We start from the raw sequence: 20,409 nt of genomic DNA, 5'->3' as shown, positions 1-20,409 counted from the left end.
AGCCGCCGACCGCAAGGGCGAATGCCGCCCTTGCGGGGTTCAACTGGCGGCCAAACGTGATAGAATCGGTAAACCGGGCGTGGCCCGGTTTTTTTGTGGCCGTCATTCCCGACATCGTTCCGTCCGACGCATTCGCCAGCACGCCAGAAGTTCCGAGACCGCTCCGAGATGAGTTCCCGGATTTCACCAGTGCGCGAGGTTTTGCGTGCGCGCGGACCAGGCCCACCGTCTAAGCAAGATATCGACCAAGCAGGATATCGACATGACCATCGCTGACCGCTGGCTCCTGCCCGACGGCATGGACGAGGTGCTGCCACCTCAGGCCAGTCGTATGGAGGAGCTGCGCCGGGCGCTGCTCGACCTCTTCCATCTCTGGGGTTACGACCAGGTGATGCCGCCCCCGGTGGAGTTTCTCGACTCCCTGCTGACCGGCACCGGCACCGATCTCGACCTTCAGACCTTCAAGCTCACCGACCAGCTCACCGGGCGCATGATGGGGGTGACCGCCGACGTCACGCCGCAGGTGGCGCGCATCGATGCCCACTCGCTCAAGCGCGAAGGGCCGGTGCGTCTGTGCTACTGCACCAATGTGCTGCGAGCCAAGGCCGACAAGCATCAGGGCGGGCGCAGCCCGGTCCAGGTCGGTGTCGAGCTGTTCGGCAGCGCCAGCCTGGCGGCGGATCTCGAGATCCTGCGCCTGGCGCTGGAGAGCCTCTCGGCCTCCGGCGCCGGCGAGGTGCACCTGGCGCTTGGCCACGTCGGCATCTACCGCAACCTGGTCGAGGTCGCCGAGCTCGACGCCGAGGCCGAATACGCCATCTCCGCGGCGCTGGCGCTGAAGTCGCCGGGGCAGCTCGAGGCAGAGGTGTCCAGGGCGGTAAGCGATCCCGCTCTGGCGGCCATGTTCCGCACCCTGGGCGAGCTGCACGGCGGCCCCGAGGTGCTCGACCAGGCCCGCGAAGCCTTTGCCGAGGCGCCCCAGGCGGTCAACGACGCCCTCGACAAGCTGTGCGAGCTGTATCAGGGCGTGCATCGCGAACACCCCGAAGTGGCCTGCTACTTTGACCTGGCCGAGCTGCGCGGCTATCAGTACCACACCGGCATGATGTTCGCCGCCTACGTGCCGGGGTACGGTCAAGCCCTGGCCAAGGGCGGGCGCTACGACGACACCGGCCGTGCCTTCGGTCGCGCCAGGCCTGCTACCGGCTTCTCGATGGATCTGAAGCTGTTGGCGACGCTGGCCTCCAGCGAGGCCGCCAGCGACAGCGTCTGGGCGCCGGCGGAAGGTGACGCCGAGGGCCTCGACGAGGCGGTTCAGGCCTTGAGGCGTCAGGGGCGCCGGGTGATCCAGGGGCTGCCCGGACAGCGCGCGGCAGGACACGGCTGCAGCGAGCAGCTGGTGGCCCGAGACCAGCGCTGGGTGCTCGAACCGCTGGCGACATGATCCGATCGGCAGTGCCTGGCACTGTCTGGCAAGCAATACCGGGGCGCCGGGGCGTGGCGCTTTAATCGACTGTGGCGCCAAGGCGCAACCAAGAAGAGACGAGAACTGCAATGGGCAAGAACGTAGTCGTACTGGGTACCCAATGGGGCGATGAAGGCAAGGGCAAGGTCGTCGACCTGCTGACCGAGTCCGCCTCCGCCGTGGTGCGTTTTCAGGGCGGTCACAATGCCGGCCACACCCTGGTCATCGACGGTGAAAAGACCGTCCTGCACCTGATTCCGTCCGGCGTGCTGCGCGAGGACAAGACCTGCGTCATCGGCAACGGCGTGGTGCTGTCGCCGGAGGCGCTGATCAAGGAAATCCGCGAGCTCGAGAGCAAGGGCGTACCGGTGCGCCAGCGCCTGCGTCTGTCGCCGGCCTGTCCGCTGATCCTCGACTACCACGTGCGCCTGGATCAGGCTCGCGAGAAGGCTCGTGGCATCGCCAAGATCGGCACCACCGGTCGCGGCATCGGTCCGGCCTACGAAGACAAGGTCGCCCGCCGTGGCTTGCGTCTGGGCGATATGCTCCATCGTGAGCGCTTCGCCTCCAAGCTGGGCGAGGTGCTGGACTACCACAACTTCGTGCTGACCAAGTACCACGGCGAAGAGCCGGTGGACTTCCAGGCGACCCTGGAAAGCGCCATGGAGATGGCCGAAGAGCTGCGTCCGATGGTCACCGACACCGTGAGCCTGGTCCACGACCTGCGCAAGGGTGGCGAGAACATCCTGTTCGAAGGCGCCCAGGGTTCGCTGCTGGACATCGACCACGGCACCTATCCCTACGTCACCAGCTCCAACACCACCGCCGGCGGTACCGCTACCGGTTCAGGCGTCGGCCCGCTGTATCTGGACTACGTGCTGGGTATTACCAAGGCCTACACCACCCGTGTCGGCTCTGGTCCGTTCCCCACCGAGCTGTTCGACGAGCACGGCCGTCACCTGGCAGAGAAGGGCCACGAGTTCGGTGCCACCACCGGTCGCGCCCGTCGTTGCGGCTGGTTCGATGCCGTGGCGCTGCGTCACGCGGTGCAGATCAACTCGGTATCCGGCATCTGCCTGACCAAGCTCGACGTACTGGACGGGCTCGAGAACATCCGTGTCTGCGTGGGCTATCGCAGCAAGGACGGCGAAGTGCTCGACAACCCGGTGGACTCCGAAGGCTACGAGGCCATCGAGCCGGTCTACCAGGACCTGCCGGGCTGGAGCGAGTCGACTCTGGGCGTCAAGCGCGTCGAAGACCTGCCCAACGCCGCCCGCGCCTACATCAGCTTCCTCGAGGAGCAGGTCGGCACCTCCATCGACATCATCTCCACCGGCCCGGACCGCAACGAGACCATCGTCCTGCGCAATCCCTTCGGTGACTGATCGTCAGGTCGCCTGACCCAAGCGACGGGCGCAACAGAAAAGGCCGGCAGTGATGCCGGCCTTTTGCCCTCTATCGATAACCCTCACCGATTCCCTTTGCTGGTGAATTCATGGCGGCACTCCATCGAGAGCCTCGTGTGATTTTCTGTATACGCGCCCCAAAGCAAGCAGAATGACGCCAAGCAAAGCGACGCCGATCATTATCGAGAAGCCGGAGAGATAGTCGCTGAAATAATCGAAAGCGCTTGTGTCCATAACGTTAGAAAGCTCTTCCGATCGCTTGAACGATATCAATAGAAAAGTAATCAAGACATTGACTGCCTGCCCTGATAGTAGCGTGATGCCTGACAATGTCATCCAGTTTGACCCAGGGTATACCACCAGGCCAAGTAACAGGAATCCTGCCAGAGGTATGCAATATTCCCCCATTACTTCAAACTTTACATTCCCGGTTTCTGGGACATCGAAGAATGCCAGCAGGCCCACTGTATATACGAAAAAGGCGCAGATCTTTAGAAAGAGAATACCAAATAATTTTCTCATGATGATACCGTCATGAGACAAGAGAATTGAAATAGATATTGGCTTTTTGACGATATAGGAAAAAGGTAGACATTATAAAAAACAACAATAATAAATTTGTTATTGATTTGTCGAAGTTAATGAAAAACAAAAACAGAAGAGTTAAGCCGTGCCAAAATATAAAGATATTTCTCCCTCTTTTTAGACGAGCGAATATCATCATTGCTGTATATAGTAGCATGGTAGCATTGACGGTTAGTAATAATGACTGCATTTGCCTAGGCAGCCCAATCATGTGCATTTTTATGGTAAAGTCGATGCTTTCATAGCCTCTCATAATTAACCCAAACTGTACTATGGAAAATATCATCAAGGCGAAGCAGATGATTGATATGGAAATAGGGCGTTTAGGCATTACACACTCCTTTGTGTAGTTTACTTCCTGCAATAAGTTACGGCTGGTTTATCAAAGCTCCTTTTTTCCTGAGTGAATTTCACATATGTAAGGTGGACAGCATACGTCTATATAAAGTGTCGAAGCGTCCCCAAAAACTGGATGTGTGGTAGTACTGGGGTAGGGAAACGAACATATAAAACGAAGAAATAGCATTCTTGCTACTTGTAGCTACCATCCGGCTGGTGCTCCAGGCCATAGTAGCTCGGGAAAAACGTGCGATTCTCTTCCTGCCAAGCTCGGGATAGGGTAATGGCCTGCTGCACTTGTTCCGACGTCATCTGGGCCTCCAGTCGGCGTTTGTCGGGTACGCCAGCGGTGCCCTGAAGATCGTAGTACTTATATGCCTGAACCAGATCTACCTCGGTGCCGATACCCTGCTCGTAACACATGGCAAGACCACTATGGCTCATGCGTCCTTCAAATGGCATGTTCTCTGCTCGCTTTAGCCATTCAAAAGCGACTTTGTCGTCCTTAGGTACTCCTAATCCCTTATAGTAAATTTGTGCTAACTGAGTGGCAGACTCGGCATCGCCTTGTTCCGCCGCTTTGGTAAACCAGTATCGTGCCTTCTCGATATCCAGCTCGACGATGCCTCGTGGTTGAGGACCTTGGCTATTTCCCCTGTAAGCATAAGCAAGGTTTTTTTGCGAACGTATATAGCCTTTTTCTGCCGATGCTTCGAGATAGACCAATGCCAGGGGGTGATTGACGCGGACGCCATGTCCGTAGAAGTAAACTTTGAATAAGATATGGCCCGCATCCACCACGCCAAGCTGCCATGCTTCCTGAAGCAGTGTTAACCCGTATGCTTTGTCCACGGGTTCTTCAATCCCAGTGACCATATCTAAATATATCAGCCCAAGGATAAGCTTGGCCTCTCCGTCGTTTTTTTTGCTATCTTCTGTTAGTTGCGTCATGTCGATATTTTCAAGCCTATCCGACAGTGCGTACCGACTGGGCGCATTGGCAATAAAATATGGAGAATTTTCCATTTCTATAAAGGCGGTGCTTTGTTCGTCATTTTTATGGATGTTCGATAAGTTGTCGCAGCCATGTAGTGTTGTTGTTAAAAATGATATCAGGATGAATGATAGGATTTTTTGGATAGGAGACATTTTTATACTCTAATTTTGAATCCGGCCTTGAGCTCAATATCTCCGCGTTGGCAAATGCAGTCGAGGGTGTAGCGGAAGGGGTGGGACATTCGCTCATTGCCCACCAGTCGATGGGGAATCAGTGGATGCTTGCCGACGCTGAGTTTCAGCAGTCGTTCGTCCTGCGTGAGTTCCGTATCGAACAGTGATCCCAGCCAGCGGCCCGAGCCATTCTCCATTGCTTTGCGCTCCCTGTGCGTGTCCATGCCCACGCTTCCGCCAGAACGTGTCCGGGAACGCTCTTCAGGTGTGTCGAACTTCGGGTCGGACTTGTACGGGGCGAGCGACGGCGAACCATTATCTAATGGTTACGGCTACATTAGGCATCATCGGTTGTCTGGGGGAATCGGTGATATGGATGGATGAATGGAAGCGGTGGATTTGTAAGAAGATCAGTACAAAATAACCGGGAGTGACGAAGTGGCTCGCGCGGTATCTCTGGCGGGGACGTGGCGGCTCAAGGCGGGGCGCTGCGTTGGCGTAGATGAGGAGAGAAGCTGATGAGAGAGGCTCCCCCGTGGCCAGGATATCGTCCACGGGGGAGAGAATGATCGACCCTTCAAGGCCAGTAGTGGCTGCCCACATCGGGCACGCTGCCTGGCCATCAATCGAGCAAGCCTGGCTGGGTCGGGGCGCTACAACTCGTTGAAGTAACAGTGATGCCGGGTCTCGCAACGGGACACTCGGTACTCCAGCGCCTGCTCCTGAATATCTCTTGCTACCCGCCGGATCTCGAGGATCGGACTGCCTTCGTCGATCTCCAGGTGGTGGGCTTCGTCCTTGCCCGCCGCCACCGCGAACAGGCGTTCCTCGGCGTGGCTGACGTTGCAGCCGAAACGCTGCTGATACAGCTGATAGAGGGTGTTTGGCAGGGTCTCCGGCAGGCTTTCCAGCGTCGGAAAGCGTGTCGCCGCGACCACCACGTCCTCGAGCAGGGCGGGGCGTTCGTCGAGCTCCCTGACACGGCGAATATGGATGACGTCGTCTGCGTCCTCCAATCCCAGCACCTCCATTTCCTCTTCGTTGGCCGGACGCCTTTCGCGCACCAGGATGCGTGACGTCGGTAGCGAGCGGGTGCCATCGAGCCGGGTCAGGTGGAAGAAGCGAAACAGCGAGCTGTCCTGATCGTGGGTGGCGACCACGGTGCCCTTGCCCTGGTAGCGGATCACCACGTTGTCGCTGGCCAGGGAGTCCAGCGCCTTTCTCAGGGTGCCGACACTGACCTGATACTCCTTGGCCAACGCCGACTCGCTGGGGATAAAGGTGCCGGGTGCCCACTCTCCCGAGACGATGCGCTGAAGCAGCACCTCCTTGATCTGCTGGTAGAGCGGTCGGTAGCTGAGGCTTGGCTGATCCATGCGGGTTCCTTCTTTGCGTTGGGCGAGGCCCGTTTCTTCGCCGCCAGTATAGCTCGAGGGAAATCTAGTTGATACTTGACTAACCTATATCCTATGTCCTATATATGAGTTGTGAGGGCAGCAAACGAGACCTGCCCAGGGCCAACCGGCGATATCACAACGTCAACAACATTCGTTCAGGAGAGGGGCAGCATGAGCATCGATTTCGTAGTGCACGATGCCGACGACAGTGTCGGGGTCGTGGTGGTCGAAGGCGTCGAGGCGGGGCAGACCCTGACAGGCTGGGTCATGCATCAGGACCAGACGGTCACCTTCGAGGTGAGCGACGCCATTCCCATCGGTCACAAGCTGGCCATTCGTGACCTCGATGAGGGCGACACCGTGATGAAGTACGGCGTCGATATCGGGCGCGTCGTCCAGCCGATCAAGCAGGGCGAGCACCTGCACGTACACAACGTCAAGACAAAGAGGTGGTAAGCATGGAAATCAAGGGTCGCAAGTTCCAGGGGTATCGGCGTGAAAACGGCCGTGTAGGGGTCCGTAATCACGTGATCGTGCTGCCGGTGGACGACATTTCCAATGCTGCCGCCGAAGCGGTTGCCAACAACATCAAGGGCGCACTGGCGCTGCCGCATCCCTACGGCCGCCTGCAGTTCGGCGCCGATCTGGACCTGCACTTCCGTACGCTGATCGGCACCGGCTGCAATCCCAACGTGGCGGCGGTGGTGGTGATCGGTATCGAGCCAGGCTGGACCAACAAGGTGGTGGACGGCATCAAGGCCACCGGCAAGCCGGTCGAAGGCTTCTGGATCGAGCAGAACGGTGATCACAACACCATCTGTGCCGCCTCCAAGAAGGCCAAGGAATTCGTCCAGTACGCCAGCGAGATCCAGCGCGAGGAGTGCGACGTCAGCGAACTGTGGGTGTCCACCAAGTGCGGCGAGTCGGACACCACCTCCGGCTGCGGAGCCAACCCCACCGTGGGCGACGCCTTCGACAAGCTGTACGACGCCGGCTGCACCCTGGTATTCGGCGAGACCTCAGAGCTGACCGGCGGGGAACACCTGGTGGCCGAGCGCTGCGCCACCCCCGAGGTGCGCGAACAGTTCCAGGCGATGTTCGATCGCTACAGCGACATGATCGACCGCCACAAGACCAGCGACCTGTCCGAGTCCCAGCCGACCAAGGGCAACATCGAAGGTGGCCTGACCACCATCGAGGAGAAGGCGCTGGGCAACATCCAGAAGATCGGCCGTCGCTGCAAGGTGGATGGCGTACTGGACAAGGCCGAAACGCCGGACAAGCCGGGCCTGTGGTTCATGGACTCGTCTTCCGCCGCCGCCGAGATGGTGACCCTGTGCGCCGCCGCCGGCTACGTGGTGCACTTCTTCCCGACGGGGCAGGGCAACGTCATCGGCAACCCGATCCTGCCGGTGGTGAAGATCTGCGCCAACCCGCGCACCGTGCGCACCATGAGCGAGCACATCGACGTCGATGTGTCCTCGATCCTCAAGCGCGAGATCAACATGGAAGAGGCCGGTGATCAGCTGCTTGAAATGATGCTGCGCACCGCCAATGGCCGCAATACCGCCGCCGAGGCGCTGGGGCATCGGGAGTTTGTGCTGACCCGTCTGTACGAAAGCGCCTAAGCCAGCGCCCGAGGCGGCGATCTGGCAAAAAAACCGGCTCCTCCCGCCGTTCGTCGGGAGGGGCAGGCCGTTGTAGCAAAGAAGGTTGTGCAAGAACGGCGAGCAATGAAAGCGAGTTGCTCGTAGCGAAGATCCTGACCACCCCATAACGACAACATCAGGAGTAACGTCATGCGCCTTTCCCACACCTTGACCCTGACCGCGATGCTGGCGGCGTCAACCCTCGTGGCCCCACTGGCTCTCGCCGACGCCGAGGACTTTCCCGCCAAGGACGTGCAGTACGTGATCCCCTTCGGTCCGGGCGGCGAGTCCGATATCAGTGCCCGACTGCAGCAGAAGTACTTCGAGGAGATCACCGGCCAGCAGCTGATCATCCAGTACATGCCCGGTGGCGGCGGCGCGGTGGGCTGGTCCCAGCTCAACGACATGACCGCCGATGGCCATACCATCATGGGCTCCAATCTGCCCCATATCGTGCTCAAGCCGATGGGCAAGGACGCCGGTTTTGCTACCGAGGACGTCAACAACTTCTACTTCTTCCACTACTCGCCGGACGCCATCCTGGTCCGCGAGGACAGCCCCTACCAGACCCTGGAAGATCTGGTCGAGGCGGCGCGCCAGGCGCCCGGTGTGGTGACCTTCTCCGGTAGCGGTACCTACAGTGCCAATGACGTGGCCAATACGCGCTTCCAGCAGTTGGCCGACGTCACCACCACCTACATCCCTTTCAAGGGCACCGGCGCGGCGGTCACCGCTCTGCTGGGTGGCCAGGTCCAGGCCGAGTGGGGCTATACCACCGTGGCTGCCAACCATCAGGACAAGGTGCGCATGCTGGCGGTGGCCGCCGAGGAGCGCCATCCGCTGTTCCCCGACGTGCCGACCTTCCAGGAACTCGGCTATGACATGGTGGGCGGCGCCTATCGTGGCATGGCGGTGCCCAGCGAGACGCCGGCAGACGTTCAGGCGCGGTTGTCCGAGATCTTCGATCAGATCAATCAGAATCCCCAGTTCCGCCAGGAGATGGAGGATCTGGGTTTCGTGTTGATGGACGTCGGCAATGACGATGTTGCCGATTTCCTGGCCGAACAGAGCCAGCAGTATGAGACCAGCGCGCGAGAACTCGGCCTGATCGACTGAGGTTAACGCCATGGATCTTATCGTTCACGCGCTCGGCGCTCTGTCGCCGCTCAATCTTGCGCTGGCCCTGCTCGGGGTAACGGCGGGCATCGTCATCGGTGCCCTGCCGGGGCTGTCCGCCACCATGGCGGTGGCGGTGCTGGTCCCGGTGACCTTCGGCATGGCGCCGGAGTCGGCCCTGATCATGCTCGGCGCCATCTATACCGGGGCCATCTACGGCGGCTCCTACTCGGCGATACTGGTCAATACGCCAGGTACGCCCTCGGCCATCGCCACCACCTTCGACGGCTATCCCATGGCCCGCCGCGGTGACGGTGATCTGGCCGTCACCCTGTCGACCATCGCCTCGGTGGTCGGTGGGCTGGTCGGGGTGCTGGCGCTGCTGCTGCTGGCGCCGCTGCTGGCCCAGGTCGCGCTCAGCTTCGGGCCGGTGGAGTACTTCTGGCTGGCGATCTTCGGGCTGACGCTGATCTCGGCGCTGTCCGAGGATTCGACCCTCAAAGGGTTCATGGGGGCGGGCTTCGGCCTGTTGCTGTCCACCGTGGGCGTCGCGGTGATCGGCGGCGATATCCGCTACACCTACGGCTCGCCGGTGCTGCTTGGTGGCATCGAGACGGTCTCGGCGCTTATCGGCCTGTACTGCATTCCGGTGCTGATCGATCTGGTGGCAACACCCGCCGCCCACCTCAAGGTGGATGGCGTGTCGCGCGGGGTGCGCTTTCGCGAGGGCATGGCGATCGCCATCAAGGGCAAGCTGAACCTGCTGCGCTCGGCGACCATCGGCACCGGTGTCGCCATCCTGCCGGGGGCGGGCGGCTCGATTGCAAGCCTGGTGTCCTATTCGGAGGCACGCCGGGTGGCCGACGAGCCGGCGAGCTTCGGCAAGGGCAATCCTCAGGGGGTGCTGGCGACCGAGGCCGCCAACAATGCCACCGTGGGCGGCGGCTTCATTCCGACCCTGGTGCTGGGCATCCCCGGCACGCCGCCGGATGCGGTGATCCTCGGGGCCTTGCTGGTGCAGGGCTTTCGTACCGGGCCGGAGCTCTTCACCACCAACGCCGGCATCACCTACACCTTCGTCGCCGGGCTGTTTCTGGCCACCTGCCTGCTGTTGCCGCTGGGTCTGTTGATCGGGCGCTACGCCTTCAAGTCGATCATCTCCATTCCCAAGGCGCTGCTGGTACCGACCATCGCCTTCATGACGGTGATCGGCACCTACGCCATCCGCAACAGCGCCAGCGACGTGGTGATCATGCTTTGCCTGGGGGTGCTGGGCTGGGTGCTCAATCGTTACGGCTTTCGGCCCTCGCCCATCGTGCTGGGGCTGATCCTCGGACCCATTGCCGAGCAGGGCTTCGTCCAGGGCTTCCTGATGGGGCGGGCCAGCGGGTCGCTGTTCGCTACCTTCTTCGGTGGGCCGATCAGCCTGACGATCATCGCGTTGTCGCTGTTGAGCGTCTTCTACCCGATGGTCAAGGCACGGCGTGAGGCAAGACGTCAGGACAAGACGATCAATGGGGAGGCGTCGCCATGAGCGCTGTTCACAACAGGAGCACTGGTCACGACACGAGCACTGTCCACAACACCAGCGCTGCCGGCAAGAAGAAGCACGCTATCCAGGCCTCCTGCTCCCGAGCGAGCGAGTATCTGCTGCCGACGCTATTCGTCGCCGGCGCCGCTCTATGCCTGTGGGAGACCCGTGAGATGAGTCAGCTCGGGGCGGTATTTCCTGCGGTGATCTCGCTGGTGGTGATCGTCGCGGGACTGCTGCGCCTGGGGCAGCTTGGGCTGCGCGGGGTGGTGGCCAACCATGAGCGGGGTTCTGATCCGAGTTCTGATCCAAGTTCTGATTCAAGCTCTGATGCGAGCTCGGACTCGGGCTCAGGCTCGACCCCCCGGCGCCTGGCGCTGGTCGGGATCATGCTGGCCTGGGCCCTGGCGCTGCCCTGGCTCGGCTTCCTGTTGACCGGCCTTGCAAGCTTCGTCGGGCTGATGGTGGTCGCGCAGTACCGGCGCTGGCATCCACGTCGCCTGGCCGGACACCTGCTGACCGGCGCCGTGCTGGTGGCCTTCTTCTATGCCCTGTTCGCGCTGGTGCTCAATGTTCCGCTGCCGGCGGGGCGCTGGTTCACGCTGTGAGGCCGATTCGACGCCATTATCGAGGGAGTACAACGATGGCCAGGATAGTTATCTCGGAATTTATGGACGAGCAGGCGGTGGCCTGGCTCGGTGAGCACCACGAAGTGCTGTGTGACACCCGTCTGGTCGAGGATCGAGGACGCCTTCTGGACGCGGTAGCGGACGCCGATGCGCTGATCGTGCGCAATCGGACCCAGGTCGATAGCGAACTTCTGACAAGGGCGCCGCGCCTCAAGGTGGTGGGGCGTCTTGGTGTCGGACTCGACAATATCGACCTCGGGGCCTGCGCCGAGCGCGACGTCGAGGTCAAGCCGGCCCAGGGGGGCAACGCCGGCTCGGTGGCCGAGTACGTGATCGCGGGGGCGCTGATGCTGCGTCGAGGTGCCTACGCCTCGACCCCGGCCATGTTGGCAGGGGAGTGGCCCCGCCAGGCGCTGATGGGGCGTGAGGTCAGCGGCGCGAGGTTGGGTCTGGTGGGCTTTGGTGCCATCGCCCAGGTCACCGCCGGGCTCGCCCGGGCCCTCGGTATGGAGGTGCTGGCGTTTGATCCCCACCTGCCGGCCAAGTCTGCGGCCTGGGGCCAGACCCAGCGCTGCGAGACGCTGGAAGCGCTGCTGGCCGAGGCCGATGTGGTCAGTCTGCATGTGCCGCTCAATGACCAGACCCGACACCTGCTGGATGCCGATCGCCTGGCCGTCATGAAGCCCGGCGCAGTGGTCATCAACGCCGCCCGCGGTGGGGTGGTGGACGAGCCGGCACTGGCCGAGGCGCTCACCAGTGGACGCCTGGCGGGGGCCATGCTCGATGTGTTCGAGCAGGAGCCACTTGGCGCAGGCTCGGTGCTCGAAGGGGTGCCCCATCTGGTACTGACCCCGCATATCGCCGGGGTGACCGAGGAGTCCAACGCGCGTATCAGCCAGATGACCGCCGAGAACGTGGTTGCGGTACTGACGCCGGAGGGGGTGGCATGAGCCAGACGACAACACTTGCCCGCGAACAGGCGCGGGAACTCGCCATGGAGGCGATGCGTGCCAGGGGCTTCCCCGAGCGCGAGGCCGCCATCACGGTGGAGGCGCTGCTCGACGCCGAGCGCGACGGTCTGCCGTCCCATGGGCTCTCGCGCCTACCGTTCTATCTGGACCAGGCCGCCAGCGGCAAGGTCAACGCCGGCGCCATACCCAGGGCCGAAGCCGATGGCGCGGTGGTGCGGGTCGACGCCGACCATGGACTGGCCTTTCCGGCCATCGCCAGCGGGCTGGACGCCGGCTTCGAGGTGGCGCGGCAGCAGGGGCTATGCGCGATTTCCATCGGACGCTCTCACCACTTTGGGGTGGCCGGTGCACCGGTGGAGCGAGCGGCTAGGGAGGGCTTCATGGCGCTGGCATTCAGCAATGCGCCGTCGGCCATGGCGCCCTGGGGTGGTCACAAGCCGCTCTACGGCACCAACCCCATCGCCTTCGCCTGTCCGCGACCCGAGGGCGAACCCATGCTGCTGGACCTGTCATTGTCCAAGGTGGCCAGGGGCAAGGTGATGCTGGCGCGCAAGGCCGGCAAGCCGATCCCCGAGGGCTGGGCGGTGGGGCCGGATGGGGCGCCTACCACCGATCCAGAGACCGCCATCCAGGGCAGCATGGTGCCGGCAGGAGACGCCAAGGGGGCGGCGCTGGCGATGATGGTGGAGCTGTTGTGCGCGGGGCTTTCCGGTAGTCGCTTCGGTTTCGAGGCGGGGTCTTTCTTCGAGGCGCAGGGAGAGCCACCCGGGGTCGGTCATTTGATGCTGCTGTTCGACGTCGATCGCTTCGCGCCCGATGTGCTCGCGCGCTGTGAAGTGCTGTTCGCCGCGATGCTCGAGCAGCCGGGCGTGCGCCTGCCCGGCGACCGGCGCCACCAGCTGCGACGCCAGAGCCATGATCGGTTGGCACTGCCGACGGCGGTGGTGGATGACCTGACGGCCATTGCGACTTCCTAGCAGTGCGGCTTCCTGGATAGCGTTCGCGGATACAGTTCGCGGATAGCGCCTAGAACGACTTTCCCGAATAGCTTTGCTGAATGGCTTTATCAGCCAGCTCAGCCGGCCTACTGGCCGATTCCGGTAAGTGGCGGCGCCGTCGATCCCCGTAGCTGGACGCTGGCATCCAGGTGCAGGTCGCTGGGCCGTTCGCGATGGCGAATCCACGTCATCAGGGCGTCGGCGGCATGCACTCCGATGTCACTGGCGGGCACCGAGACGGTGGTCAGCGATGGCGACATGTAGGCCGCCTGGGGCAGGTCGTCGAAGCCTGTGATCGACAGTTCCCGAGGCAGGTCGAGCCCGCGTCGCTGGGCCTCGAGCAGGGCGCCGAAGGCCAGGGTGTCATTGCCGCAGAGCAGCGCCGTGGGCGGGGAGGGCATTTCCAGCAGTCTGGCGCAGGCGTCGGCGCCCTCGGCGACACCATACTCCACCACCTCGACGTCTGGCGCCGGGCAACCGGCAGCGGCAATCGCATCGCTGAACCCCTCGAAGCGGGCCCGGGCACGGTCATTGTGTTCATAGGGTGCGGTGACGATGGCGAGGTGGCGGTGGCCCAGGTCGATCAGGTGGCTCGCCAGCTGTCTGGCGGCGCCGCGATTGTCGAAGCCGATACAGGGGGCTTCGGCCTTGTCATGGGTCTGCCAGCTGGTGAGGAAGGGCAGTTGACGCTGGTGAAGCAGACGGTAGGCGTCGGCAAGGTGTTCATGGCCGATCAACACGACGCCGTCCACGCCATGCTGGACCAGCGTCCGCAACGCCTGCAGTTCGTCCTCGAGGTCGTAGCGGTAGGTGGCCAGCAGCAGACGACAGTCATGCTCCTTGAGGCGCCGCTCCAGGCTGTTGGCCATGGTGCCGAAGATCGGGTTGTCGAGGGTCGGTACCAGCAGACCGATGGCGCCGATGCGGCGTGAGGCCAGTGCACGGGCCGAACCATCCGGCACGTAGCCGAGGCGGCCGACGGCAGCCTCCACTTTCTTTCGCAGGCGGTCGCTGACGTGGGGTGCGCCGTTGAGCACCCGCGAGACAGACGCCGTCGAGACCCCGGCCTCCCGGGCCACATCTTCCAGCAACGCTCTGGTGGGACGATCGTTCATCTGGCCTCTCCTGGGTGGCGCCACCGGTGTGATCCGATCGGCGCCACGGTTGCGGCTAAAGTCGAAGGTCCTTTACAGGATTCTGGCTGGACAAGTCCTATAGAGGAATCTACCTTGAATAGTGCGCCATGTAAGCGCTTACAATTATAGCAGCAGACAGCGTTGATCGTAGTTCACTGCTGCATTTTTGCCTCGTTAGCCTGACCACGGCTTCGAGCGGAGCCGGTCCAGGCTCAGCAAGATCGACAACGACGCGTACCACCAAATACAACGAGAGTCGGGAGTCGCCACCCATGTCCAGGTCGTCTTCGTCCTCAGCCAAGTTGATGTTATGGCTGTCGATATGTCTGTTCGCCGCCTTTTTCGTCAACGTCGCCATCCAGCGCTATGTACCGGGAATGTGGGCGCTGGAAGCCGCCTACGAGGCGGTGCTGTTGACGCTCGCTACCGCCTTCTTCGTCTCTGCCTGCCTCAAGTTCGAGGGCAAGGCGCCGTCTGGCGCCGAGCCGGGCACGCCAACCACACAACAAGGACAATGACCATGCGAGATTTCATCACCAATGACAGCGGTGCTCCCAGTCAGCCGGAAAGACGGCTGTTCATGGGCACCGTGGCGAAGTTCGGTTTTACCGCCGCGGTGGTCGGTGCGGTCGGCGGTGCGTTGTTCTCGGAAAGCGCCATGGCGGCCACCGCCAAGGAAGAGTCCGAGCGAGAGAACGCGGCCGAGAGCACCATCGTGCTCGCCACTGGCTATACCCTGGGCGCCTCGCGGGCCTATCCGATCATGCAGCTCAACTTCAAGGAGAACCTGCAGAACTTCTCCGGCGGTCGGCTCTACGTGAAGCTGGCGCCCGGTGGTCAGCTCGCCACCGGCGGGGCGCTGATCTCGATGGTCCAGAACGGTTCCATCGCCATCGCCCAGCATTCGCTGTCCAACCTGTCGTCCTTCGCCCCGGAAGCCGACCTGGTGAACATTCCCTACTGGTGTGGCGAGAACCAGCGTCTGATCAATCTGGTGACCTCGGACGCCTGGCGCGACACCGTTCACCACAAGGTCGAGGAGCGCGGCTTCAAGGTGCTGTCCTATATCTGCATCGACCCGAGGACCGTCGCCGTGCGCGAGGGGCTGCTCGATGGCCCGGTGCGGGTCCCCGATGACATCTCCGGCATCAAGTTCCGGGTGCCGTCCTCGCAGATCCTGCAGCAGGTCTATCGACTGGCCGGTGCCAACCCGACGCCGGTGGCCTGGGGCGAGACCTCGTCGGCGATCAAGCAGGGCGTGGCCGATGCCCTCGACCCCAGTGTCCAGGCCCTGCTGGTGTTCGGCTTCACCGACGTGCTGTCGAGCATCTCCACCATCCAGTCGGTGCCGGATGCCCAGGTCTACACCTGCAACAAGGCCTGGTTCGACAGCCTGGATGGCGCGCTTCAGGACGCTGTCATGCAGGCGTCTGATGTCACCTTCCGCGAAAACCTCGCCAAGGTCCCGGCGGCGCGAGCCTACGCCCATGACCAGATGCGCCTGGCCGGCGTCGAGGTCTACTCCCTGAGCGACGAGGAAAAGGCCCAGTGGGTCGAGCGTTGCGGCCATCAGCTGCCCGCCTGGGACGAGACCAAGCGTGAACTGGCGGGGTCGCTGGAGGCATTCGACAAACTGCTGGCCGCCACGGAGGTGCAAAATGGCTATTTCGTCGACAGCAACGCCTAAGGACACGCGCTGGCGCGCCCTGCGCCTGCGCTGTGACGACGTCGATCGCCGCACCGAGCGCTGGCTGCTGCTGACCTTCTACGCGCTGATCATCCTGACGGTGGCGGTGGAAGTCATCCGCCGCTTTGCCCTCAACTACTCCTCTGTCTGGGGCGAGGAGCTGGCGCGCTATGCCTTTATCTACCTGGCCTGGCTCGCCGCTGCCGCGGCGGTCAGGGACCGCGCCCATATCCGCATCGATGTGCTGATCAACCTGGGCGGGCCTCGCATGAAGCGCCTGGGCTGGTGGATCTCGGATATCGCCACCCTGGTGCTGGCGGTGTGGGCACTGTACCTGTCAATCGCACCGGTGCTGACATCGATCAACTTCGGTTCGGTCACCGCGGGACTGCGGGTTTCCCAGGCGTTCTTTCTGGCCGCCATCCCGGTGGGCTTTCTGCTGATCGCCTGGCGAGTGGTGCAGAGCATGCTGGCGGATATCCGGCGCATGCAGCGTGGTGATCCGGTCTTCGATGGCCAGAAGCTCTTCGACTGAGGGGGACCGTCATGGAATTCATGGAACTTCAACAGGCCGCGGCCTCCCTGGACTGGACCTTCTATGCGCCGCTGGCGGCGCTGATCGTGATGATCCTGGTCGGGGTGCCGGTGTGGGTCGCCATCGGTCTCGGCACCCTGGGCATGCTGACCTTTACCGAGACCTTGCCGCTGTCGGTGTTCGGCGAGTCGCTGTTCGAGGGCATCAACGCCTTTGCGCTGATCGCGGTGCCGCTGTTTATCCTGACCGGCGATGCCCTGGTGCGCTCGGGGCTTTCCGGCAAGTTGCTGGATGTGGCCGAGGCCAGCGTCGGCGGGCTCAAGACCGGCCTTGGCAGCTCGACGACGCTGGGCTGCGGCTTCTTTGCCTGCATCTCCGGCTCGGACGCGGCGGGTGCCGCGGCGGTGGGGCGCATGACCATTCCCCGGCTGGTGGAGCGCGGCTATCCGTTGCCGGCGGCCTGTGCGCTGGTGGCCTCCGGTGCCTGCACCGGCATCCTGATCCCGCCATCGATCGCCTATATCGTGATGGGCCTGGTGCTCGGCATGTCCGCCTCGACGCTGTTTCTGGCGGCGGCGATCCCCGGGGTGATGGTGATGATCTCGGTCATGGCCACCAATATGGTGCTCAATCGCATCTACGGCTTCGAAGGCGATCGCGAGCGTTTCTCCTGGCGACGCTGGATCGACACCGTATGGGACGCCCGCTGGGCGCTGTTCGTACCGGTGGTGATCCTGGGCGGCATCTACACCGGCATCTTCACTCCTACCGAGGCGGCATCGGTGGCCGTGGTGGTGGTGGTCATCATCGGCCTGCGCCAGGGCCGCCTGACGCTGGGTGACATTCCGCGCATGCTGGAGAGCTCGGCGCGGGTGTGCGGCGTCATCGTGCCGATCATCGCGGTGTCCCTGCCGCTGGCGCAGAGCCTGGCCAGCCTCGATATCCCCCAGACCCTGGTCAGCGGAATCAGCGGTGTCACCGACGCCCCCTGGCTGATGATCCTGATGATGATCGGCATTCTGGTGCTGGCTGGCTGCGTGATGGAAACCACCCCCAACATCGTCATCCTGGCACCGCTGCTGCTGCCGCTGGCGCTGGAGGCGGGGATGAACGAGTTCCACTTCGCGATCCTGATGGTCACCACCCTGGGCCTGGGCTTCATCACGCCACCGCTGGGACTCAACCTGTTCGTGGTGTCCGGCTTGACCCGCTGTTCGGTGCTGTCGATCGCTCGCTACGCGCTGCCGTTCGTGCTGGGGATGCTGATCGTGGTGTTGATGATCGCTTATTTGCCTTGGTTGTCGACCTGGGCGATAGGGTAGGGCTCGTCTGAAAAGTGCCTGCGCTCGGTAATACGGCGTTAAAGATTGGCTGGTGCGCCAGCCCGGTAAAAATGCTCGTTTACACCCCTTGGTTGTCGATTTGGGCGATAGGGTAAGGAGAGGTTGGGGGAGAGCTGTCTTCCCCCTTTTTTCAACGGATTTGTAAGCGCTTACAAAAGTGAAGGCGTAAAGGTACGAAGCGAGGGCGAGGGCGACGCTTGGCGACTGGCTGGTCCACGCCTCGCCAGAGCAACGCTCACCAAAACAACGACGCCGTCGGCGCATCACGGCCGAGTCGACGGCACACCCTAGGCACTGCGCATGCTCAAGACTCAAGCATGTGTGGCGACCGATACCGGCCGATGACCTCAAGGAGACTCAACATGGCGATTCACTACTACAAGCAAGCCGACAAGAATGCCTCCAGCAACGAGACCCAGACCCATGAAGTCGTCTCGCGTATGCTCGCCGAGATCGAGGCCGGGGGAGAGGCCAAGGCGCGGGAGTACTGTCGCGAACTCGACGGCTGGGAAGGCGACGTCATCGTCAGCCGTGACCAGATCGAGGCGGCCAGGGAGAAGGTCCCCGAGCAGCTCAAGCAGGATATCCACTTCGCCTATGAGCGCGTCAGCCGGTTTGCCGCTGCCCAGCGCGACAGCATCCAGGGCTTCGAGACCGAGCTGTCTCCGTGCCTGTTCGCCGGGCAGAAGCTGATCCCGATGGAGACCGCCGGTTGCTACGTGCCCGGTGGCCGCTACGCGCATATTGCCTCGGCGATCATGAGTGTGGCCACCGCCAAGGTGGCCGGGGTCAAGAACGTGGTGGCCTGTTCGGTGCCGCGGGACGAGAACGGCATCCACCCGGCCATCCTCTATGCGATGGATCTCGCCGGTGTCGACGTCATCCTGCAGATGGGCGGGGTTCAGGGCATCGCCTCCATGGCCTTTGGACTGTTCACCGGCAAGCCCGCCGATATTCTGGTCGGCCCCGGCAACCGCTTCGTCGCCGAGTCCAAGCGTCAGTTGTTCGGACGCTGCGGCATCGACATGTTCGCCGGGCCCACCGAGATCGGCATCATCGCCGATCACAGCGCCGATCCCGATATCGTGGTCGAGGACCTGGTCGGCCAGGCCGAGCACGGCCCGGATTCGCCGGCCTGGCTGTTCACCACCTCGCGCGAACTGGCTGAAGCGGTGGATCAGCGCATCCAGGCGCGCATCGATGACCTGCCGGAAACCCAGCGCAAGGCCGCCGACGCCGCCTGGCGCGACTACGGCGAGATCATCGTCTGCGATACCCGGGAGGAAACCGTCGAGGTCAGCGATCGTTATGCCTCCGAACATCTGGAACTGCAGGTGGAGGATCTGGACTGGTGGATGGAGCGCCTCAACAGCTACGGCTCGCTGTTCGTCGGCGAGGAGGCTTCGGTGGCGTTCGGCGACAAGTGTTCGGGCACCAATCATATCCTCCCGACCAAGGGGGCGGCGCGTTACACCGGCGGGCTGTGCGCCCAGAAGTTCCTCAAGATCGTGACCTACCAGCGCCAGAGCCGCGAGGCCACCCGTACCGTAGCCGCCACCGCCGCCAGGCTGTCGCGCTGCGAGGGCATGGAAGGCCATGCCCGAACCGGCGATATCCGTCTGGCCAAGTACTATCCGGATGAGCGCTTTGTGCTGGCGGTGGAAGAGGACGTATGACCATGCGCCCCGATTTTGACCTCGACGGACGGGTGGCGCTGGTCACCGGGGGCAGCAGCGGGCTGGGTCTTGCCATCGGCGAGGCACTGGCGGCGAGCGGCGCCCGGGTGGTGCTGGCCGCCAGGCGTCAGGACGCGCTGGATGCGGGAGTGGAGCGGATTCGGAGCATGGGCGGCCAGGCGGCCGCCCTCAGCGCCGACCTGGCCGACGCCAGGGGCCTCGAAGAGGTGGCACGTCGCGCCACCGAGGCCTTTGGCGATCCTCAGATTGTGGTCAACGCCGCCGGGGTGAACCTGCGCCAGCCGGCAGAAGAGGTCGATCTGGCCTCGTGGGAGCTGACCCTGCAGCTCCACCTGGGCACACCGTTCTTTCTGTCACGGGCGCTGGTGCCGGGGATGCGCACGGCGGGCTACGGTCGCATCATCAACCTGGCCTCGCTGCAGTCCAGTCGTGCCTTTCCCGACAGCGCCCCCTACGGGGCCGGCAAGGGTGGCATCGCCCAGCTGACCCGCGCCATGGCCGAGGCCTGGTCGCGCCACGGTATCAACGCCAATGCGCTGGCGCCGGGATTCTTTCCTACCGAGCTGACCTCACCGGTGTTCGATGATGCGGCCAGGTCCGAGGCGCTGGCGCGCCAGACCGCCATCGGCCGTAACGGGCGGCTTGAGGATATCGCGGGACCGGCGGTATTCCTGGCGTCCCCGGCCTCGGCCTACGTCACCGGCCAGATCCTTCACGTCGATGGCGGCTTTACCGCCAAGTGATTCAGGAGACTC

General features: G+C 62.8%; 20 protein-coding genes. 15 read left to right on the top strand and 5 right to left on the bottom strand.

Translation table 11 applies throughout. The features are described 5' to 3' along the window. Window positions 1–262: 262 nt before the first annotated feature. Window positions 263–1,444, top strand: coding sequence for an ATP phosphoribosyltransferase regulatory subunit (locus KUW00_RS01770; protein WP_045993099.1), 1,182 nt, complete (start codon window positions 263–265; stop codon window positions 1,442–1,444). Between the two features lie 110 nt (window positions 1,445–1,554). Beyond that, window positions 1,555–2,850, top strand: coding sequence for an adenylosuccinate synthase (locus KUW00_RS01765; RefSeq protein WP_045993100.1), 1,296 nt, complete (start codon window positions 1,555–1,557; stop codon window positions 2,848–2,850). A 108-nt stretch (window positions 2,851–2,958) separates the two neighbouring features. Here KUW00_RS01765 and KUW00_RS01760 read toward each other — a convergent pair whose 3' ends face one another. The 4 genes from KUW00_RS01760 to KUW00_RS01745 all read right to left on the bottom strand — a co-directional run bounded on the left by KUW00_RS01760 (window position 2,959) and on the right by KUW00_RS01745 (window position 6,341). Continuing rightward, on the bottom strand, window positions 2,959–3,393 hold the full coding sequence (locus tag KUW00_RS01760) for a hypothetical protein (protein ID WP_222568109.1): 435 nt from the start codon (window positions 3,391–3,393) through the stop codon (window positions 2,959–2,961). A gap of 594 nt (window positions 3,394–3,987) precedes the next feature. Next, window positions 3,988–4,944: a tetratricopeptide repeat protein gene (locus KUW00_RS01755; protein WP_222568108.1), complete on the bottom strand. Its 957-nt coding sequence runs from the start codon at window positions 4,942–4,944 to the stop codon at window positions 3,988–3,990. A 2-nt stretch (window positions 4,945–4,946) separates the two neighbouring features. Beyond that, window positions 4,947–5,189 (bottom strand): phage late control D family protein, encoded by a 243-nt coding sequence (locus KUW00_RS01750; RefSeq protein WP_222568107.1) that lies wholly within the window; start codon window positions 5,187–5,189, stop codon window positions 4,947–4,949. 429 nt (window positions 5,190–5,618) lie between these two features. Continuing rightward, on the bottom strand, window positions 5,619–6,341 hold the full coding sequence (locus KUW00_RS01745) for a GntR family transcriptional regulator (RefSeq protein ID WP_108131464.1): 723 nt from the start codon (window positions 6,339–6,341) through the stop codon (window positions 5,619–5,621). Window positions 6,342–6,533: 192 nt separating this feature from the next. Between KUW00_RS01745 and KUW00_RS01740 the strand changes: the two genes are divergently transcribed. The 7 genes from KUW00_RS01740 to KUW00_RS01710 all read left to right on the top strand — a co-directional run bounded on the left by KUW00_RS01740 (window position 6,534) and on the right by KUW00_RS01710 (window position 13,235). Next, window positions 6,534–6,818 carry a UxaA family hydrolase gene (locus KUW00_RS01740; RefSeq protein ID WP_045993107.1) on the top strand — a complete coding sequence of 95 codons (285 nt, stop codon included), beginning with the start codon at window positions 6,534–6,536 and terminating at the stop codon, window positions 6,816–6,818. A gap of 2 nt (window positions 6,819–6,820) precedes the next feature. Further along, entirely contained in the window at window positions 6,821–7,990 is a 1,170-nt protein-coding gene (locus KUW00_RS01735) for a UxaA family hydrolase (protein WP_045993108.1), read from the top strand. A 171-nt stretch (window positions 7,991–8,161) separates the two neighbouring features. Beyond that, window positions 8,162–9,127 (top strand): tripartite tricarboxylate transporter substrate binding protein, encoded by a 966-nt coding sequence (locus tag KUW00_RS01730; RefSeq protein ID WP_045993109.1) that lies wholly within the window; start codon window positions 8,162–8,164, stop codon window positions 9,125–9,127. Between the two features lie 10 nt (window positions 9,128–9,137). Next, a complete protein-coding gene (locus KUW00_RS01725) occupies window positions 9,138–10,661 on the top strand; it encodes a tripartite tricarboxylate transporter permease (RefSeq protein ID WP_045993110.1) in 1,524 nt (507 codons plus the stop codon). After that, window positions 10,658–11,266: a tripartite tricarboxylate transporter TctB family protein gene (locus KUW00_RS01720; RefSeq protein WP_222568106.1), complete on the top strand. Its 609-nt coding sequence runs from the start codon at window positions 10,658–10,660 to the stop codon at window positions 11,264–11,266. Before KUW00_RS01725 ends, KUW00_RS01720 begins: the two co-directional genes overlap by 4 nt. A 35-nt stretch (window positions 11,267–11,301) precedes the next feature. Beyond that, a complete protein-coding gene (locus KUW00_RS01715) occupies window positions 11,302–12,237 on the top strand; it encodes a hydroxyacid dehydrogenase (RefSeq protein WP_222515531.1) in 936 nt (311 codons plus the stop codon). After that, complete coding sequence (locus tag KUW00_RS01710) at window positions 12,234–13,235, top strand: Ldh family oxidoreductase (RefSeq protein ID WP_052704375.1); 1,002 nt, start codon at window positions 12,234–12,236, stop codon at window positions 13,233–13,235. Before KUW00_RS01715 ends, KUW00_RS01710 begins: the two co-directional genes overlap by 4 nt. A gap of 107 nt (window positions 13,236–13,342) precedes the next feature. Here KUW00_RS01710 and KUW00_RS01705 read toward each other — a convergent pair whose 3' ends face one another. Beyond that, window positions 13,343–14,371, bottom strand: coding sequence for a LacI family DNA-binding transcriptional regulator (locus KUW00_RS01705; RefSeq protein WP_108131469.1), 1,029 nt, complete (start codon window positions 14,369–14,371; stop codon window positions 13,343–13,345). A gap of 293 nt (window positions 14,372–14,664) precedes the next feature. Here KUW00_RS01705 and KUW00_RS01700 point away from each other — a divergent pair, with 293 nt between their 5' ends. The 6 genes from KUW00_RS01700 (at window position 14,665) to KUW00_RS01675 (ending at window position 20,397) form a co-directional block, all read left to right on the top strand. Beyond that, the gene (locus KUW00_RS01700) at window positions 14,665–14,910 is read left to right on the top strand and encodes a hypothetical protein (protein ID WP_045993114.1); all 246 of its coding nucleotides are present in this window, start codon (window positions 14,665–14,667) and stop codon (window positions 14,908–14,910) included. Window positions 14,911–14,912: 2 nt separating this feature from the next. Further along, entirely contained in the window at window positions 14,913–16,079 is a 1,167-nt protein-coding gene (locus tag KUW00_RS01695; RefSeq protein ID WP_045993115.1) for a TRAP transporter substrate-binding protein, read from the top strand. Further along, window positions 16,051–16,614, top strand: coding sequence for a TRAP transporter small permease (locus KUW00_RS01690; RefSeq protein WP_083970439.1), 564 nt, complete (start codon window positions 16,051–16,053; stop codon window positions 16,612–16,614). Before KUW00_RS01695 ends, KUW00_RS01690 begins: the two co-directional genes overlap by 29 nt. A gap of 20 nt (window positions 16,615–16,634) precedes the next feature. After that, window positions 16,635–17,936 (top strand): TRAP transporter large permease, encoded by a 1,302-nt coding sequence (locus tag KUW00_RS01685; protein ID WP_231498473.1) that lies wholly within the window; start codon window positions 16,635–16,637, stop codon window positions 17,934–17,936. 383 nt (window positions 17,937–18,319) lie between these two features. Beyond that, the gene (gene hisD / locus KUW00_RS01680) at window positions 18,320–19,633 is read left to right on the top strand and encodes a histidinol dehydrogenase (RefSeq protein ID WP_222568105.1); all 1,314 of its coding nucleotides are present in this window, start codon (window positions 18,320–18,322) and stop codon (window positions 19,631–19,633) included. Window positions 19,634–19,635: 2 nt separating this feature from the next. Next, window positions 19,636–20,397, top strand: coding sequence for an SDR family NAD(P)-dependent oxidoreductase (locus tag KUW00_RS01675; RefSeq protein ID WP_261391941.1), 762 nt, complete (start codon window positions 19,636–19,638; stop codon window positions 20,395–20,397). Window positions 20,398–20,409: the final 12 nt, after the last annotated feature.

Source organism: Halomonas sp. DP5N14-9, assembly GCF_019802175.1.
GTDB classification, from domain to species: domain Bacteria; phylum Pseudomonadota; class Gammaproteobacteria; order Pseudomonadales; family Halomonadaceae; genus Halomonas; species Halomonas litopenaei.
This window is presented reverse-complemented; position numbering and strand designations above follow the sequence as displayed.